Here is a 16,999-nt window from a genome sequence, read left to right on the forward strand (position 1 = left end):
GGGGAGCACTTCCGGGAGAGGAGGCGACGGCCGCCTCCTCGGGGGAGGTGGAAGCGGCGCTGGACTCGTCGTACTGCCTCCCCACGGAGGCGGACACCCAGCGAGTGAAGGTCATCTTTCCACCCTCGGAATTTGGCAGTGGCCTCTTCGCTGCGGGCCCCGGTCCCTTCGAGGATTTCCGGGGGACGCTCTTCTTCGGGGCGAACTTCGAGGATGGCCGCCGCGCCCTATGGAAGAGCGACGGCACCGAAGCAGGCACCCTCCAGGTCAAGAGCCTTCCCAGTTCGACGGGGCTCTTCTGGCCCATCGTCACGGGTCTCAAGGCGACACCCTCCCGGCTGTTCTTCCTGGCGGGGGACGCAGCACATGGGACGGAGCTGTGGGCGAGTGATGGCACTGGCGCCGGCACCCAATTCGTCAAGGACCTGACACCCGGCCCGGAGAGCTCGTCGCTGAGCCACCTGACGGCGGTGGACGACGCGCTGGTGTTCTTCAAGGAAATCTATGACGACACGACCCCTCGCACCCGCTACGAGCTGTGGCGGTCGGATGGCACGTCCTCGGGGACGGTGCGCCTGCGCGACTTCGGCACGGAGATGGACGTCAGCTATCTGGACGCGAAGGTGGATGGCGCGCTGCTCTTCTTCGTGCGCGAGCTGTCGGGCTCGGGCACCAGCCTCTGGAAGACGGATGGCACCACGCAGGGCACCGTCCGGCTCAAGAAGCTCACCTCCGGCGCGGACGCCTTCATCCGCTCCGTGAAGACCTCGGACTCACGCACCCTGTTCATCCTGGGCGAGAGCACCGGGCTGCAGGAACTGTGGAAGTCGGATGGCACCGCCTCGGGGACGGTGCGGCTGGCGTCCTTTGGCTCCACGCGGACCGTGGAGCTGCTGGGCTCGCTGGGCTCCTGGGCCTATGTCACCACGACGTCCAACACCACCCAGTACATGGTCATCTATCGCGTCCCGCTCGCGGGTGGGAATCCGACGTCCGTGGTCAGCCTGCCCAATGAGTTCGCCTCGCAAGGCGTGGCGTTTCCCTTCATCGACGCGGTGAGCAAGGCGCCCGGAGGCTCGAAGCTGTTCTTCACCGTCCACATCGGCACCGAGGGCCCGGGGCTCCGGGACACGCAGCTGTGGGTGACGGATGGCACCGCGGCGGGAACCACCCTGCTGCGCAAGCCCCTGAGCCTCTCCGACGAGTACAGCTCTCCGCTGCGCGCCGTGTCGGACGACCTGGTCTTCTTCAGCTCGCTCGAGCTGGGTGGCGTCGGCGTGGAGCCCTGGGTGAGCAATGGCACGCCAGGTGGGACCCGGCGCCTGAAGAACATCGCCACCGGGGCGACTTCGTCCTATCCGTACCTGTTCTTGAAGGTGGGCTCGCGCGTGTTCTTCGGCGCGTATGACGAGACGCTGGCGGGACAGCTCTGGTCCACCGCCTTGAGCAACTCCTGCATGTCGCCCGACGCGGCGCGGTAGGCATTGCCCGCCACCACGTCTGCCCAAAAAGAAAGCCCCAGGCTCCTCTTCGGAGCCTGGGGCTGACTTCAGGAGCGCGGGAGAATCACTCGCTCCAGTAGGTCCGAGTCATCAGGCTGAAGCCGGACACGGTGTCGACGAAGAACGCGACGTTGTTGCCGCTCCAGGGGTCGTTCGCGTAGCCGAAGTAGCAGCCCTTGAACGTGCGCCCGTTGGTGAGCGTGTTCAGGTTGTTGACGCCGTTGGTGACGACGGTGGGGTTGAGCTGGTTGTTGCGGTTGGCGAAGTTCAGCACGCCCGCGAAGTTGTTGCGAACCTCGTCGCCGTCCGCGGGGGTGGCGCGCAGGGGCGCGTCGAAGGGCGCCTCGCCCGGCTCGAAGCCGAAGCACTCGTCGATGCCGAAGTGGTAGTAGCGGTCACCCAGCACCTCGTACCAGTTGAAGTGACGGGCCATCTTCGCGCCGTGGTCCGGATGGGGCAGCGCGTTGACCGCGCCGATGAGGGCCTCCAGCGGCTTGCTGAGCGTGGCGGCGTTGCGGAGGTTGCGCAGGCTCACCGCGCCAATGCCGGTGGTGCCGCCAATGGCGTGGGCGGAGGTGAACGGGCGCTGGGTGAGCAGGTTCACCGCGCCGTTCCAGGCGTACGGCAGCACGTCGTGCAGCTCCGTGTCGCTGATGCTGTTCACCAGGGAGACCAGCTCTGCCTGGTCATCCGTGGAGACGGCGAGCTGGTCGATGATGCCGACGCAGGTGCTGGTGATGGCACCCTCGTAGCGCGCGCCGCTCTCGATCTGCGCCAGGCGGGCCTCGCCGACCAGCGGGACGGAGGACAGGTCCGCCAGGGATACGAAGTGGGACGTGGCGCGACGGGCAACGATGTTGCTCACCACGTTGCTCGGCAGGTACTCGTCGAGCTTCGCGAAGGTGGCGTTGTTGACGAAGGTGAGGATGCCCGCGCACTCCGGCGCCACGTCCACGTCGGCGATGGTGAGCGGCGCCTGCTGCTGCTCGTTCTCGATGGGCGCGGGGGACTGCGATTCGGTTTCGGCGGGAGCACAGCCGACGAAGAGACTCATGGACAGCAGGGCTGAACCGAGACGACGCATTCTGAAACTCCTCTTTGGGGGGACGACGCGAGACGGACGGCTCATACACCAATAACATGGGTTGCTGACAATCCTCGGGACAGAAGGTTTTGTGTATTCACGGAGAAGCCACGGGCGCAGTGGCTTTCGTGAGACGTCCTTCCCTCAGGAAATCCAGCAAGGTGACGAAACTGTCACGCGTGGCGTTCTCTTGAATACACAGGCCGCCAGTGGCGTCTGTCGACACATCTCGGGGGCGGGGTTGATAACAATCGAGACATGTTTCACGCCCGGTGCTGCGGGTGGCGCTTCGGGCGTGCGGGTGGATCGGCGCTGCGTGACGCCGCCGTGACACCGCCGGTGTCAGCGGACGGGGCTCACCAGGGTGAGGGTGACAGGAAGGACGTCGTGCCACGAGCCCCGGTCCTGGCGAGGGTGGAACTGTCGGGTCCACTCCTCCGGCGGGAGGCGGATGCCGAGGGCGGCCTCCAGCGCGCGGTCGATGTCCTCCGGCGTCTCCACGTACAGGTGGATGCTTCCGAGCTGGACCGGCCCCTCGAAGAGGAAGGCGCGCTCGCGACCGTGGTCCGCGTAGCGGGCCTCCCAGCGCACCTTCAGCTCCGCTCCGGTGCGGCTCAGCACCGTGAGCCGGTTGTGGACCAGGGCGGGGGCGTCGTTGCCGTACCAGGCCTCCCAGTCCCCTTCCGGGCCGACGACGAGCGATGACCACTCATCGAGCGTGGGATGTCGTCCGCCATTCGCGAAGAGGACGGGGACGTCGCCGGCGACGGGGGCTGGCTGGCCGTCCTCGACGGTGGAGTGGGGCGGCTCCATCTCCAGGATGTACCTCGCAGTGGAGCGCTCGGGCAGGTAGCGGTACTGGGAGGACTCCACATCCCGGGCCCAGGTGTCGATGCGGACGTCCAGCACGGCGGACCCCATCGCATGGCCGTGTCCGCCCAGGACGAGCGGCTTCTCTGGCGAGGGGGCGTCCGGCGGCACCTGGTCGGGCGCCTCTGGGTAGTTCCAGGGCGGCGCTTCCTCCGAAGCTGCTTCCGGTTCGGAGGGCGCGGGCGCTTCCGGGACGGGCGTGAGTCGTTCGAGGAACGCGCTGAAGGACGGCGCGTGGACACGGGCCACGAACAGGTCCGCTGTGTCCGTGTCCGCGTTGCTGTCGAAGAACCAGATGGTCCCGGCGGGCGAGTCCGGCCGGTCTCCGAGCTGGATGCCGAAGAGATTGATGGAGCCCCAGTGGCGGGCGAACGCCATCACGTCCGGCGGGAGGTGCTCGCCGCCGGGCTCGAGCCGCTCCCGTCCCTCCGCGCGAATGGCGAAGAGGGTGCCAAGGTGTACCTCGTCACCGAGCGCGTCCATGGTACCGGTGGCGCAGCGGCCCAGCTCCAGTCCGTTGTGCAGGGTGAGCAGCTCCCGGTAGTCCGCGGGCAATGGATGCGGGAGGCCGCGCTCGAAGTGCTCCAGTTGCTCCGACGTGGGCGGGGACGGCTGGACGAGCGAAGCCAGGTGGGCCGCGAGGCTGGGGGGCAGGGGAGGCATGCAGGTGCGTTAGAGCATGCGCTCCCGGTGGCTTGAAGCGCTTCAGCGATGCGCTGACTCCAGGGCGTTGCCCAGGCACCCCGTGAGCCACGGCGGGGGGGTGATAGGGATTGAGTTCATGCCGCCAGGAGATTCTGGCATTGCGACGCGCATCTGGGACGGAGGTCCATCGAGACCTGGAATCAGGCGTGATTCTCTCAAGGCCACCGGAGTCCGGGTCGGGTAGGCCTCCGCGTGTCAGGCGTTCTTCGTTGTCTTTGTCGGGAGCCTGCTGTTGCCTCCCGCCCATGGACGAAAGCCTTCTGCCGGACATCCTCGATGCACTCGGTCGTCAGCCTCGAGAGTTCGGCGCGGTACAGCTTCACGTGGAGTCCATCCGCCGGTCCCCGGACGGCACGGAGGCGCGCGCCGTCATCTGGCTCCAGGCGGCCTTCACGCCCCTGCCACCCTCGACGAGCCTACGCGTGGTCGACGCCACGACACGTCGAGAGGTGCGGAGCGGGAGCCTGCCCTCACTGGACGGCGGCAAGGTGCTGCGGTGGGTCCTTCCGCTGAGCCTTGCGGCCGACGTGAAGGAGCTGCTCTTCCTCCTCGCGGCCCCTGTTCCCGAGGACGCCACGCGGGTGCGTCCTCCCTGGCGCCTGTTCGACACGCTGGAGCAGGTGGAGGTCCAGCCGGTTGCCCGTCCCCTGTCGAGCACACTCCTCAGGGCCGGAGTCTTTGCCTCCACCGGCGTGCTCGCCATCACCCTGCCCCCGTCCACGGGTCTGGGGCCTGGCGAGCCACGGACCCGGCGTCATGCGGCGCGCGCGATGCCGGAGGGCTTCGTCGCCGACGTCACGCCCGGCCCCTTCACACCGGACTCCGAGCCCGGCAGCACCGTCATCTGGGAGCCGGGTCAGACGCTGGACACCGCCCGCTGGGTCGAGGCCACGGGCGCGGCCGAAGGCTTGGAGCGCGTGCGATGCGCTTGTGGCGCCGTGGCGCCTCGCGGCGCGGAGTTCTGCCCTCGGTGCCTGGCTTCCCTCGCGGGCGCCTCGCGCGAGGTGTCTCCTCCGGTGTCCGACTCCGACGCGCTCCCCGCCGTCATCGGAGCTCCGCCCGTCGAGGAACCGACGGAAGACACGACGGCGCGATGCCCCCGGCACCCTCGGGTGGAAGAGGTCCAGACCTGTCCGCGCTGCGGAGGGTTCTTCTGTGAAGCCTGTCTTCCGGAGGCGCTCGCGTCCGAGCGAACGCACTGCGCTGACTGTCTGGCGAGAGAGAAGGAGCCCGCGGTGCTCCGCCGTGCGTTGTTCCGGGACCTGGCGTTCATTCAATGTGGCGTGGCGGTGCTGAACCTGGTGATGGGCCTGCTCGCCACGATGACCTCCTCCGAGGCCGAGCCCCTCGCGGGAGTGCTGGGCACCGTGTGCTTCGCGACCCCGTTCCTGGGACTCGCGGGCCTGCTGGTGCTCACCCGGAGCCCCATCGTCGGCTGGGTTGCTTTCGCGTTCGCTACCCTCTTCGGCCTGGCCGCCTTCTTCCTCGGCGTCCATCTGCTGGGTGGCGTCATTCTTGTTTCCGCCGTCATTTCCTATTTCCAGCTCTCCAAGCTGCGAACCCTGTCGAACCCACCCACGCCTACTGTGTGAAGACACACGGACAGCCGAATTTCCTGTCGCCACGGCAAGCGCACTGCCTTTACGCAAAGGCAGTAACGAAAGTCTCGTAATCGCGATATTCGTGTAACGCCGTAAGCAGCAGGAACCCCAGTTCAAGGAGAGCACATGCGAAACATCGTGAGTGGACTGTTGGCGGCCGCGTTGTTGGTGGGCTGTGGTGGCAGCGAGCTGGACGCGCAGGAGCCGCTCCCCCAGGAGGACACTGTGAGCGCGATGGCCTCTCCGGAGTGTGACTCGTGCATCCCCGCGCGGAGCGAGTGTTACTCCACGGCGGAGACCTACCCGCAGAAGGTCATCTGCTCCTCGAACTACACGCTGTGCCGGCAGACGTACTGCAACTGACGATGTCTCCACGGCGCGCAGGTTCGTGAGCAAGCGGTCCGTTCCGGAGTATCGGAGCGGGCCGCTTGTCGTCGCGGGGTTGATGACCGCCGTCGTCCATGACCTGATGCCCGGCGCTGGATATCTCTGGCTGGGAGCTTCTGGAACATGGCGGCGAAGCAGGGTGCGGTGACGAGCTGGGGGCGTGAGGTTTCCTCGGGAGAGGCATGGGCGCGCGTGGAGTCGGCGGCGACGCCCGAGTGGAGGAAGCAGTTGTCCTCCTGGTGGAAGGGTGTCACCGACGAGGGGGTCCTGCTCCACGAAGGTGACCTGGAGGCGGACTCGCTGGTGGTCGGTCCAAGGCCGCTCGTCGTCTCCGGAAGTGTCCGACTGAAGGGGCTGCTCGAGGACGGACACGCGGCCGACCACACGCTGCTCGTCGTGCTGGGAGACCTGGAGGTGGAAAATGTGGCGACGGTCTCCGCCATGTTCATCGCGGGGAACGTCCGGATTCGAGGGCTCCTCTTCGGAGACTCGCTCGGCGACGACGTCTTCTCTGTCGCGGGTGGGTTGAAGGCGCGGGCGCTCGTCGAGGAGCACCACCACCTCCATGTCGCGGGCGCGCTCGACGTGGACGTCCTCGTGGGCAGCAAGCTCACTGCTCCGGGCAAGCCTCGCCAGAAACTGGAGCCGCACGAGGCGCTGCTGCGAGGGGCCTTCACGGTCGAGGAGGAGGACGAGGACGGCGTCGTCGACTCGACGCTGGACCGGAAGGGGCTCCTCGAGAAGCTGCGTAAGGGCAAGCCCGTGCTGGCGGACACGCGGCTCGGTCCGGTGGAGAAGGCGATTGCCGCCGCGAAGGAGAAGGTCGCGAAGGGAGAGAAGGCGCCTCGGCTCGGGCTCTCGCTCAAGAAGCTGAAGGCCATTCCCGAGGAGATCTTCTCCCTCACGGGCTTGGAGGGCCTTACGTTGGACTCCAATCCCATCGAGGTGATTTCCCCCCGCATCGGTGAGCTGCGCGCGCTGCGCTCCCTCAGTGTGGAGCGCTTGCCGGTGAGCACGCTGCCCGACGAGCTGTGCCGGCTGCCCGCGCTCAAGAAGCTGAGCCTGCGCTACTGCGACAAGCTCACTCGCCTCCCGGAGGCGTTCGGCGAGCTGGAGTCCCTGGAGGAGCTGTACCTGGATGTCACGGGGCTGGACGGCTTCCCAGAGGTGCTGACGCGCCTGCCGAAGCTCAAGAAGCTCTGGTGGTGGCGCTTCTTCAAGACGCCTCCGAAGAAGCTTCAGGTGTTGGTGGACGGCCTGGGCCGGATGCCGAAGCTGACGCACTCCGGCTTCTTCCAGGGTGAGGTGACGGAGCTGCCCGCGAACCTCGCCCCGCTCGCGCGCCTCAAGCAGTTCAAGCTGGGGCTGGACAAGGTTCCCGCGACGGAGGTTCGGCGCCTGGAGGCGGCGCTGCCTCCAGGCCGGCTGCACGTGGGTTATTGAGCCGCCCGCGCTGGGCGTGGAGTCGATTCCCGCGCCGCCGAGCGTGCGAGCCACGCCCTGTCTGATGGCCGAGGCTCGTCCCATCCGGGGAACAGCCAGACGAAGGAGCCGTGCGCCGCCTCGTCCCTCACGATGAGCCGCGGCGAGTCGGAGACGTGCGCCTTCCTGCTCGCGTTGCCCGGCGAGCGCCCCTGCGAGCGGGAAGAGCTTTCGGGCGACGCAGTGCGTGAGCACATGAGGACATTCATCGCTGACAGGGGAGGCTCGCGGATGCACCGTCTGTTGCGCCACATCCGGAGGTTCTTCCGACTCCAGCCAGGCAGGCCCGCGTGGGCGGCCGGCATCCGCGCGGCGCTGGCTGTCACCATTCCCTTTTCGCTCGCGACGCTGCTGGGCTTCAAGGACGCGGGCTGGACGGGACTCACCGGGCTGCTCGTGACGCTGGCGAATCCCGGAGGCGCGTACCGGGGCCGGGCGAGGGTGATGGGAGCGGTGACCCTGCTCGGTGCGCTCGTGGGGACCATCGCCGCGCTGGCGGGCGGGCGTCTGTTGCTGGATGCGACTCTGCTCCTGGTGGGGGTCTTCGTCCTGACGTTCGCCCGGTGTTACGGCGACACGGCGGGCTCGGTGGGCGAGAAGCTCGCGGTCATCTTCGTGGCGTCACTGGGGGCGCATGCCGTGGAACTGGACGCGGCCCTGACGCGCGGAGGAGCGCTCCTGCTGGGCGGCGGGTGGGCGATGTTGCAGTCGTTGGTGCTCTGGCCGGTGCATCCCTATCGCCCGTCGCGTCGGTCCATCGCGCATGTCTACACGTCGCTCGCGGATGGGGCGAGAGACCTCGCGACGCTCTCGCGCGAGGGAGCCCCCGCCGAGGTCTGGACGGCGGCCACGACGCGGCATCTGCCGCTGCGCGCGAAGATTGAGCGAGCGCGGGAGACCCTGGCGTCCACGCGGGTGGGGCGCTCCGAGGAGTCGCGGCGAGGGGAGCACCTTCTCGTGCTCCTGGAGCTGAGCGAGCAGTTGCTCGGGGTGTTGTTCGCGCTGGCGCAGGCGATGGAGGTCGCCAGCCCCGAGCGCAGGTTGCGACCCGTGCGGGAGCAGGTGGCGCGGGCCTGTGACTGGTACGCGGAGATTTCGCAGCGGGTGGCGACCGTGTCCCTGGCGCCGGAAACGGCGGCTGTCTACTGGCCGCGCTTTCCCACCCACCATGAGGAGCTGGGGCTCCGGGGGAAGTGGCTTCGGGTGGTTCCGGCCTCCGTGACGGAGTTGTTGACGCGGCTGAAGGGGCACGCCGTCGCCGCGCAGCGGACCGCCATGGCGATGCGGCGTGGAGACCCGGTGGAGGTGGGCAACGCCGAGTCCATGTTGCGAGCGAACCGGCGCCGTCCGCTGTTGGAGACGTTGCGCGGGAACCTGAACTCGCGGTCCGTGGTGCTCCGGCACGCGCTGCGAGCGGGCACCGTCGCCTGTCTGGCATTGGTGCTCACTCGAGTGTTGGGACTGGGCGAGGCGTACTGGGTGGTGCTCTCCGCCATCGGTATCCTCCAGCCATACTCGGCGAACACGGAGGAGCGCGCGCTCCAGCGCGTGACGGGGACGCTGCTGGGCGGGACGCTCGCGGCGGTGATTGCCACCGGGGTGGGCTCTCCGCTGGTGTTGATCGTGGTGATTGGGGTGCTGACCGCGGTCTCCGTGTCGCTGTTGCCGCTCAACTTCGGTGCGTTCCAGATTCTCCTCACGCCGGACTTCCTCCTGCTCGCGACGCTGAGCGCGGGGGACTGGTCCGTCGCGGAGAACCGGGCGCTGGGCGTGCTGCTGGCCTGCGTGCTGGCACTCGCGGGGGTGTGGCTGTTGTGGCCGTATCCAGAGAGCAGGCGCTTCCCGGATGCGGCGGCGACGGTGCTGCGCGCGGATGGGAACTACTTCCGGCAGGTGGCCGCGAGCCGCAGTGGCACCGAGCCAGGTGTCAGCGCGGCGCGCAGGGACCTGGGGCTCGCGATGATTGACGCGGAGGCATCCTTCGAGCGGCTGATGGCGGAGTACCGGGGGCCCGCGCACCGGCTGGAGCCTGCGATGGCGCTGCTCACGTACTCCCGGCGCCTCGCCGCGTCGGTGACGGCGCTGGGCGAGCAGAAGGCCGTGATTCCCTCCTCGGAGGTGCTGGACGTGGTGGCGCACAAGGCGAGCGGGACGCTGGATGCGCTCGCGGACTCGCTGAAGCAGGGCCAGACGCCCCCGCCCATGCCGGAGCTCCCGCTGCGCCGCATCGCCAATGACCCGGTCTCGGGGCCGTTGGTGGAGCGGGTGCCGCGACAGCTCGAAATCCTGCACGGCGCGGTGGAGAAGCTGGCGTGGACGTGAAGGGCGTGAGCTGACCTGGGAGGATTCCGACCCCAGACGCGCAACTGGAATTCGCGCTGAAGGCTCCCGCGAAGGCCGAGGAGGCCGCTCCGAAGCGCCTGTTGCGCGACGAGTCGCGGTTCGAGTCCAGGTCCCCGACCAAGGCGCCCGTGGAGCTGAACCCGGGCAGCGGCTCGGGTGCCCCCGCCAAGGCGCCCACGCCCGGCAAGGTCGACATTGAAGGCATCTCCAACATGAAGGACCCGGTGGCCCGCAACCAGGCCATCACCCAGGGCTACTACGAGCTCTCCAACCAGATGGCGGGACTGCTGGGGAAGGAGAACGCCAACTGGGCCACCTTTGGCGTCTGGGCCTCGAAGCAGGCGGGCGTGAGCATCCGGCAGGAGGACCTGCCGAAGGTGTTCATGGACCAGCTCAAGGGCGACAACAAGTGGCTCGGCGCCCTGACGAACATCGGCCTCGGCGCCATCAATCCGCTCGCCCCCGCGATGGCGGAGGCCCTGAAGGTCCCCATCAAGGACGCGCTGAATCGCGTCAGCGACGCCATCGCGGATGGCAACCAGAAGCTCTTCAAGGACATCGCGCCAGAGTTCCAGCGCTTCACGGAGACCTTCAAGGGCGACACGAAGTACGACGCCGCCAAGGTGGAGAAGTACCTGGAGGGTTTCCCGCCGGGGAAGGAGAACCTCAAGGCCGCCTTCGCCGACTACTCCAAGGCGATGTTCGAGAAGGACCCGAACAAGAAGGCGGAGCTGATGCTCTCCGCCAATGACCGGGTGGGCGTCCATGAGCAGAGCCTGATTCAGGGCGAGGTGGAGCGCGCCCTCAACGCCCCGCTCAAGGAGACCTTCGCCCCCATCGTCAAGGCCACCATCGACGCGGCTGGCAATGCGCTGCCTTTCCCGGCGAACCTCGCCTACAAGGGCGCAAAGGCAACCGGCCTCGTCGACAAGGCGGTGGACAGCGTCGTGAACGGCCTGACGGGCCAGTTCCGCAAGTTCGCCACCGAGCACATGATGAAGATTGGTCTGCCGGAGGGCAGCCTGAGCCTGGGTGACGACGTGAAGCCCGGGGCGCAGGGCGCCTTCCCCGAGCACCTGCGCACCATCGAAAGCGGCGAGCTGAACCGGCTCCTGTCCCAGTACGACAAGTCGCCCAACTCGCTGAAGGGCTCGTCGGCCAATGACTGGTCCAAGTTCGACCAGCGCATGAACTACATCGTCGACCTGTTCCGCTCCCGCCAGGGCGACCCCCGCCTCTTCGACGCGCCCTGAGCCGCCTGCCAGAGGGCCTCCGGACGCTCGCCCGTTCGCCCTCTCTCCCGAGTCTCGGATTTCAGGTGTCTGGGTTTGAATCCAGGCACTGAAAACCGGTGCTCCTCGTATTGAAGGTGACTCCCAGGGTGAGCCTCGTGGCTCGCCTTGACATCCCCTCATGGGTGCGGTTGAACTGCCCGCGATTCGCAATTGCGAATCATTATCAACTGGGCGGCCCGTGAGGAGGACATGGCGACATCGACCCTGCTGATGGTGCTGGGCCTCGCCGTGCTTCGTGGCGTCGCGCTTCCTCCGGTGCTGGCCCGTCATCGATTCTGGGTGAGGGGGCTGGGGGGCTGCTGCCTCATGGCCGCCGTGGGCTTCGCGGTGAAGGCCCAGGGGTTCGCCGTGGGGATGACCTGCGCGCTTGTCCTCGCGATGCTGGTGGCTCCGGTGCTCGCGCTGGCGGCCCCGCTGTGGCCTCGCGCCACGCGGTACGTGTGGCCGGTGGGGGCCCTGGGGCTCGCGTGGCTGTGGTCGGGAGCCGTCTGATGGCCCACCAGCATGGTGCCGGTCGCATCGCCGCCGCTGTCACGGGGGCACCCGGGGCCGCGGTGCTCGCGAGCCTGGCCGTCCCCGCGGTGCTGCCCGTGTCCGCGGACGTCCGGCTGCTCATCGCGCTGCTCGCGGTGCTGCCCGTCGCCGCCACCGCCGCGTGTCTGGCCTTGCTCGCGCGCAGCGCCGTGCGCGCGTGGGTGGCCTCCGCGCTCGTCGCCGCCGTGGCGGCCGTCGTCCTGGTGCTCGCGTGAAGCTCTCTTCCCGCGCGTACGAAATTCTCTGGGATGCCCACGCGTGGGCCGGCGTGCTCTCGTCGCTGGTCCTCTTCGTGACCTTCTTCCTGGGGGCCTTCGCGCTCTTCGCGGAGGAGCTGTCGCCCTGGCAGGAGCCCACGTTCCGCGCGCCCATCGCCGTGCCGGAAGCTCAGGCCGTCGCGCTCGCGCAAAGGCTCGCGGACACGGAGGCCGCGTCGCGCCCGGTCTGGTTCGGCATCTCCCTGCCCACCGAAGAGGAGCCGTGGCTGCGCCTGTGGCGGATGACCGACGGCGCCATCCATCCGCTCTGGTTGGACCCTGTCTCTGGCCGTCAGCTCGGGGAGCGCAGCGACCTGGGGGAGTACCTCAACGCGATGCACTTCCTGGAGCCGCTGCCGGGAGGAAGGCACCTGTCGGGGCTCGCCTCGGCGGTGCTCGTCCTGCTGGTGGGCACGGGGCTGCTGCTCCAACTGGGCCGGATGCTGCGCGAGCTGGTCCAGTTCCGTCCAGGCTCGTCGCGGCGGGTGTTCTGGTCCGACACGCACAAGGTGATTGGCGTCATCAGCGCGCCGTTCCTGCTCGTCTTCGGACTCACGGGCGGGATTCTCTGGTTCGACGACTGGTTCGAGCCCGCCGTGGTGAAGACATCGATGAAGGGCGACCTCCAGGTGAAGGAGCGCGCCGTGGACTGGCCCTCTCCTCCCGCTGCGTCGGGCAGGCCCGCGGGTGCGCCCGACCTGGCCCATGCGCTCGCACTGGCGAAGCAGCGCTTCCCCGCGTCGTCGCATCACTGGTTCTTCTTCGACAACCTCGGTGACGAGCACGGCCTCGTCCACCTTCCGGGCGAGCGCGAGGGCACGCTCCACGCCTTCACCCACGTGCGTGTCTCGCGGACGGGGGAGCTGGTGTGGGCCCGCGACACGGGAGGCGGGACGATCTACTCGCGGGTGATGGACCCGCTGTATGGGCTGCACTTCGCCACCTGGGCCAGCCTCCCCGCCAAGGTGCTCTACGCCCTGCTGTCCTTCGTCTGCGCGTTCGGCATCCTCGCGGGCAACCTGCTCTGGTTGGAGCGGCGGCGCGCGAAGGCGTCCAGCCGGTTCGACCGGGTGCTCGCGAAGCTGACCTCCGGGGTCTGCGCGGGACTCGCGCTGGCGGTCGCGAGCCTGTTCCTGGCCAATCAGGTGCTCCCCTCGGAGCTGGCCGCGCGTCCGGGCTGGGAGCACGCCGCCTTCCTCTCGGCGTGGGCGCTCGGAGTCGTCGGCGCCTTCGTCGACAGCGAGCCCGCGCGGTATGCGCGCCGCCTGCTCCTGGGCGCCAGCGTACTGCTCGTCGTCGTCCCGCTCATCGACGCGGCGAGGACGGGGCGGTGGCCGCTCGCCTCCGGCTCCTCGCACGTCCTGGTGACCGAGCTGGGCCTCGTGGCGCTGGCGCTCCTCCTCGCTGGCGCGGCGCGCGGCGTCCGTCGCCTCCAGCGGCCCACGCCCGTGGCTTCCTCCTCCTCCGTCGAGCCGGAGGCCCCCGCCTCCGTGCCGACCTGACCCTCCACGCCTCACCCCCCTCAACGGAGTTCATCATGAGCACCCTCCGCCGTCTCGCCACGGCATCCGCCGCCACCACCCTCCTGCTCACCACCACCCTCGTGGGATGCGGGGACGATGACGAGAAGACGAAGCCCCCGGTCGAGACGAAGGACCCCGTCTACAGCCTGGCCACGTCGGTCTTCTCACAGGCCGGCAGCGCCACGTACGTGAGCGTCTTCAACTCGCTGGACGTCACCGCGCTGGATTTGACGAAGGCCCGCGAGCACTCCGGCTTCGCGACGATTGGCGCCGTCGACGGGATGCTCTTCGTTGGCGCGGGCGAGAAGCCCGAGGTGTCTCGCTACACGGTGCGCGATGACGGCTCGCTGGAGGAAGCGGGGCGCATCAGCTTCGCCAACTACGGCCTCGCCACCTCGCCGCTCTACTTCAACCAGTTCGTGGACTCGACCACCGCGTACATGTCGCTGGAGGAGTCCAAGCGCATCCTCTGGAATCCCTCGACGATGGAGATCTCCGGCCCCGTCGAAGCGCCGGGCCTGGTCCGCGAGCGCGAGGACCTGGTGGTGAAGACGAGCTATGACCGCGGCCGCGTGGTGCGGGGGGACTATGCGTTCCAGGCGTTCTACTGGACGGATGGTGAATACTTCGACTTCCTGCCCACCTCGCAGATCGCCATCTACTCGAAGGCGGATGACAGCTTGGTGAAGCTGCTGGACGCGCCGTGCCCCGGGCTCGACGTGGCGACGCAGGACGAGGCTGGAAACATCTACTTCTCCAACTGGGTGTTCAGCTCCGCGGCGCCCGTCCTCAAGGAGGGCGCGCCCCCCACGTGCCTGGTGCGCATCAAGGCGGGCTCGCAGGAGATTGACACCGCCTTCACCCGCTCGCTGTCCTCGCTGGTGGGCAACCGGGAGACGGCGGCGTTCCGCTACCTGGGCAACGGCGTCGGCGTGGTCGCGGTCTTCTACAAGGAGAACCTGACCATCGACGCGAACACCAAGCCCACGGACATCACCGGCGGCCTGCACTGGAAGCTGTGGCAGGTCAATCTGACGGCGGGCACGGCGGCGCCCGTCGAGGGGCTCGACTTCATCGCGGGCGGCTACTACGCCTTCACGCTCGACCAGCGGACCTTCCTGCTGCTGCCCACGGCCGACTACAGCAAGACGGCCGTCTGGGAGCTGGGCACCAGCGGCGCCGCGGTCAAGCGCTTCGAGACGTTGGGCTGGGCGTACCAGTTCGTGAAGGTGCGCTGAGCCGTGCCTGACGCGCCTGGCCTTCGTCGAGGCCGGGCGCGTCGTCCCTCGTCAATCAGTACTCGAGCGTGCCCTTGAGCCAGGCCGCGCGGCCGGGCCGCTCGACGCCGAAGAAGTCGAAGACGCGGGCGTCGGTGACGTTCTCCAACTCGGCGGTGAGTCCCGCGGTGAGCTTGCCCCGCCGGACGCGGTAGCCGATTCCCGCCGCCTGCACGAACTGGGTGTCGACCGTGTCCTTCGACTCCACCGTGCCCAGGCCCTCCCAGTTGCGGAAGAAGCCATTCACGTAGCGCGTGCTCCAGAACGGGGACAGCTCGTCCTCCGCCAACGCAATCCCTCGCAGGGACACCCGGGCCGTGGCGTTGGCGAAGAGCCACGGACGATTCGGCAGGCGGCGTCCCTCGAAGGCCCCGAAGGTGCCCTGGCCGGAGACGTTGCGCGGGTTCTGCACCGTGGCGTTGGCATCCAGGCTGAAGAGCCCGCCCGGTGAACTCCACCCCGCCGAGCCCTCGACGCCGAGAATCCGGGCCGCGTACACGTTCTGGTAGCTCCACTCGCGGTCTCTCCCCGTGAGCAGGATGAGGTTGTCCGCGAAGCGGGCGAAGCCGTTGAGCTCACCCCGGAAGCTGCCCAGCTTCGTGCGCAGCGGCACGGAGGCGAGGCCCAGGTTCAGGTTGTGGCTGTGCTCCGGCTCCAGGTCGAGGTTCTCCTGGACGAGCACGCCGTTGCCGAAGACCTCGTCGGGACGCGGCAGGCGCGTGGCGCGCTCGTAGCTGGCCTTGAGATAGAGCGGCGAGCCCAGCCGGAGCCGCAGCGCGGCGCCGCCTCCGAGCCGATGCAGCTCGCGGTCCTTCTTCCGCCATCCCCCTGTCGCCAGCGGCTGCTCGGCCTTGCCCACGTAGACGTAGTCCTTGCCGAAGAGGATGACCTCCAGCGCGTCGTCGAGCAGGTCGACCTCGTACTCGAGGCCGGTGACGAAGGTGAGCTGGGAGCGCTCCGCGGCGAGCCTGTCCGGGTCGCTGGGGCTGGCCCTGCGACGCTCCTCGCCCGTGCGCACCATCAGCGTCGGCGCGAAGGCGAGCCGCAGCGTCTGATGCTTCGCCACGTCCCAGCCCACGTTGACGCGGCCGTAGACGGAGCTCTGCCAGACGGTCTGGTCGATGGGGTTTTCGCCCAGCTCGCCCGCCACCTCGCGCGGATTCACGCGGTTGCCGAACCAGTCGTAGACCCACTCGCCCACGTCGACGAGCTTGGTGGCCTGCCACGCGTAGCCGGCCAGCACATCCAGGCGGGCGCTCGGCGACAGCGTCTTCGCGTAGAGCAGCTGCGCGCCCAGCGTGTCGGAGTCGTAGCGGGCCTCGCCATAGGGCGCGCCCGACATCACCAGATTGTGCTGCAGCTCCTTGTCGTGCCGGGCGCCGAACGCGCGAACGACGATGCGGTCCGCCCAGGACAGGCCGGTGTAGCCCGCCTCGACACCTCCGCCGAGCGCGTCGTAGCCGTCGTGGAAGCGCTTGACGGTGACGGGACGGATGGAGCCCCGGTCGTCCGCGGCCTCGACGTCGACGGAGTAGTCGTTGTTCGTGGTGTCGGCGAAGAAGTGGGCCCGCGCGTGGAAGCCCTCCTCCGCGGGCTTGTAGCCACCGCCGAGCGTGAGGCGGAAGGTGCCGAAGGCTCCGCCCTGAAGCGACACGGCGCCATGCGCGCCGACCTCCAGGGGCGAGGAGACGAGGTTGACGGCGCCCCCCAGCGCGTCCGCGCCGTAGCGCACCGGCACCACGCCCCGATAGAGCTGGATGGAGTCGACCAGGTTGACCGGCACGTTGGCGATGCCGAAGGGATAACCCGAGAGGTCCAACGGCACGCCGTCCAGGAAGAAGCGAATCTGGTCGTCGGTGAGGCCGTTGAGCGCGAACAGCGCGGTGCTGCCGAGCCCTCCCGTGCGCCGCACCTCCACGCCTTCCTGCGAGGCGAGCACCTGGCCCAGGTCTCCGGAGCGGGAGCGCGCGCGCTGGATGCTCACGACTCTCACGGCCTCGGCGGACTGGCGTCGCTCTTCCGAGTCCGAGCGCGCGGAGACGGTGGTCTCCAGCTTCTTCTCCTCGGGGACCGGTGGCGTGGCCTCGGTGATGGGGGCTGTCGCCGTGGGCTCGGAGCCGGGCTGCTGGGGGACGGGCG

General features: G+C 68.7%; 13 protein-coding genes. 10 read left to right on the forward strand and 3 right to left on the reverse strand.

Going from position 1 to position 16,999, the window contains the following annotated elements:
- On the forward strand, positions 1 to 1,481 hold a 1,481-nt coding region (locus HR086_RS33465), incomplete at its 5' end, for an ELWxxDGT repeat protein (protein WP_174467657.1).
- Between the two features lie 85 nt (positions 1,482 to 1,566).
- Here HR086_RS33465 and HR086_RS33470 read toward each other — a convergent pair.
- Positions 1,567 to 2,586 carry a hypothetical protein gene (locus HR086_RS33470; RefSeq protein ID WP_174459160.1) on the reverse strand — a complete coding sequence of 340 codons (1,020 nt, stop codon included), beginning with the start codon at positions 2,584 to 2,586 and terminating at the stop codon, positions 1,567 to 1,569.
- Between the two features lie 342 nt (positions 2,587 to 2,928).
- Entirely contained in the window at positions 2,929 to 4,119 is a 1,191-nt protein-coding gene (locus HR086_RS33475; protein ID WP_174467658.1) for an SMI1/KNR4 family protein, read from the reverse strand.
- Between the two features lie 287 nt (positions 4,120 to 4,406).
- On the opposite strand from HR086_RS33475, the gene HR086_RS33480 reads away from it, so the two are divergent.
- The 9 genes from HR086_RS33480 to HR086_RS33520 all read left to right on the forward strand — a co-directional run bounded on the left by HR086_RS33480 (position 4,407) and on the right by HR086_RS33520 (position 14,821).
- A complete protein-coding gene (locus HR086_RS33480; RefSeq protein WP_174467659.1) occupies positions 4,407 to 5,753 on the forward strand; it encodes a hypothetical protein in 1,347 nt (448 codons plus the stop codon).
- Between the two features lie 135 nt (positions 5,754 to 5,888).
- A complete protein-coding gene (locus tag HR086_RS33485; protein ID WP_141647061.1) occupies positions 5,889 to 6,125 on the forward strand; it encodes a hypothetical protein in 237 nt (78 codons plus the stop codon).
- Between the two features lie 147 nt (positions 6,126 to 6,272).
- Entirely contained in the window at positions 6,273 to 7,592 is a 1,320-nt protein-coding gene (locus HR086_RS33490; protein ID WP_174467660.1) for a leucine-rich repeat domain-containing protein, read from the forward strand.
- A 270-nt stretch (positions 7,593 to 7,862) separates the two neighbouring features.
- Positions 7,863 to 9,953 (forward strand): FUSC family protein, encoded by a 2,091-nt coding sequence (locus HR086_RS33495; protein ID WP_174467661.1) that lies wholly within the window; start codon positions 7,863 to 7,865, stop codon positions 9,951 to 9,953.
- 101 nt (positions 9,954 to 10,054) lie between these two features.
- On the forward strand, positions 10,055 to 11,227 hold the full coding sequence (locus HR086_RS33500) for a hypothetical protein (protein WP_174467662.1): 1,173 nt from the start codon (positions 10,055 to 10,057) through the stop codon (positions 11,225 to 11,227).
- Positions 11,228 to 11,458: 231 nt separating this feature from the next.
- The gene (locus HR086_RS33505; RefSeq protein ID WP_174467663.1) at positions 11,459 to 11,761 is read left to right on the forward strand and encodes a hypothetical protein; all 303 of its coding nucleotides are present in this window, start codon (positions 11,459 to 11,461) and stop codon (positions 11,759 to 11,761) included.
- The gene (locus tag HR086_RS33510; protein WP_174467664.1) at positions 11,761 to 12,018 is read left to right on the forward strand and encodes a hypothetical protein; all 258 of its coding nucleotides are present in this window, start codon (positions 11,761 to 11,763) and stop codon (positions 12,016 to 12,018) included. Before HR086_RS33505 ends, HR086_RS33510 begins: the two co-directional genes overlap by 1 nt.
- The gene (locus HR086_RS33515) at positions 12,015 to 13,562 is read left to right on the forward strand and encodes a PepSY-associated TM helix domain-containing protein (RefSeq protein ID WP_174467665.1); all 1,548 of its coding nucleotides are present in this window, start codon (positions 12,015 to 12,017) and stop codon (positions 13,560 to 13,562) included. Before HR086_RS33510 ends, HR086_RS33515 begins: the two co-directional genes overlap by 4 nt.
- Positions 13,563 to 13,597: 35 nt before the next feature.
- Complete coding sequence (locus HR086_RS33520; RefSeq protein ID WP_174467666.1) at positions 13,598 to 14,821, forward strand: MxcI; 1,224 nt, start codon at positions 13,598 to 13,600, stop codon at positions 14,819 to 14,821.
- Positions 14,822 to 14,876: 55 nt separating this feature from the next.
- Here the strand turns inward: HR086_RS33520 and mxcH are convergent.
- On the reverse strand, positions 14,877 to 16,999 hold a 2,123-nt coding region (gene mxcH, locus HR086_RS33525; RefSeq protein WP_174467667.1), incomplete at its 5' end, for a TonB-dependent siderophore myxochelin receptor MxcH.

This window comes from Myxococcus sp. CA039A, assembly GCF_013336645.1.
Classification (GTDB): Bacteria; Myxococcota; Myxococcia; order Myxococcales; family Myxococcaceae; genus Myxococcus; species Myxococcus llanfairpwllgwyngyllgogerychwyrndrobwllllantysiliogogogochensis.